This is a genomic window from Borrelia persica No12, from assembly GCF_000500045.1.
In the GTDB taxonomy this organism is placed as follows: Bacteria; Spirochaetota; Spirochaetia; order Borreliales; family Borreliaceae; genus Borrelia; species Borrelia persica.
Map to the genome: position 1 here is coordinate 1 of NZ_AYOT01000217.1, position 1287 is coordinate 1287.

The 1287-nt window shown below is 27.7% G+C and carries 1 protein-coding gene; it reads left to right on the forward strand.

The annotated features are described in order from the left end of the window. Positions 1-61: 61 nt before the first annotated feature. Positions 62-1270 carry an anti-CBASS protein Acb1 family protein gene (locus tag U881_RS0107605; protein ID WP_024653839.1) on the forward strand — a complete coding sequence of 403 codons (1209 nt, stop codon included), beginning with the start codon at positions 62-64 and terminating at the stop codon, positions 1268-1270. Positions 1271-1287 lie beyond the last annotated feature (17 nt).

Sequence of the window (1287 nt, forward strand, 5' to 3'; positions counted from 1 at the left end):
TTAGCAAAAACTAAAATATGCTTTATATTTATATATGTTATAAGGTGAGATATTATTTAAGATGAAATTAAATTTTAAAATTAATTCAAGAGAATTATACAAGTACTCAATATTTTTCAGAAATTATATAGATAATGTAGCAGAAGATGTATTAAAGAATGGGATTAGTTTACAAAGTACATCTTCTTCTGTTACATCACTAGAAGAAGAATTAGACAATCTAAAAATAGAGCTTAAAGCATCATTATTGCAGTGTATTATTAGCTACAGATTTAATGGAGTTGGGTATATTTTAGTAAAGACAGCGGATGAACTTAACAATTTAAATGTAGAAGTTAATCAAGAATTCCCTACTGGATTTATGTATTTAGACTATGACAGGGTATATGATACTGGAATTGATTCTAGTTATATTACTTATTATTGCAGAAAAGGAAGTAAAGAAGAATCCATTCATGGACTTGAACAAATTAAGATACATAAAAGCAGATTAATCATATATGAAAATTATGACTATATATTGCATTCATATACACCATGTTATACGGAAAGTTTTTTGCTTAATGTGTACTTACTAGAGAAGATATATGAAGAGATAGGTAAAAGAATAGAGACGCATAACTTTTTGTTTTACAAAGATGATTCGTTAGCAAACTTACAAGATGTTTTATCATCTGCAGTTACATCAGTAAAGGAGAATAAGAGAGGAGGCCTTACAAATTTTTTGAATTTCTTTTCATTTACAGAAGAAGACAATTCTAATGCATCTGAACTTGGAGAATTGAATGTTAAATTAAGGCATGAACTTGAACAACTTAAATACAATCTTAATAATGACGGCTTATTTTATAGTTCTTCAACAACATCATCATTAGAAGTAATTAAGTATGATATGAGCTATCTAAAAGAAGCCTTAGAATTAGTTAAAGCGAAGATAGGAGCAGATACAAAAGAACCATTAACAAGAAGTTTTAATGAGCAGGTAAAGGGATTGGGGAGTGATGGTAAAGGAGATCGAAGTAATTATTATGACTTTTTAAAGAGTGTACAAGAGAAGTTAGAAGTTACTTGTAATAGCAAACTAAATAAATATTATCACTTAGACATTAGGTTTAATTCATTATATATCTTAACAGAAGAAGAGAAGTATGATCGAGACATTAAACTTATAGAATTAACGCGTAAATATAAAGAATTGGAAGTAAGTAATACGTTAAGCCAAACAGAACTTGACGCATTAAAGGAGAAATTATTTTTTTATGAAAAATAAAAGGAGAGCTTATGAAT

Bases quoted from the DNA above. Each gene is read 5' to 3' on its own strand.
- U881_RS0107605 (WP_024653839.1), top strand. From the start codon at position 62: ATGAAATTAAATTTTAAAATTAATTCAAGAGAATTATACAAGTACTCA.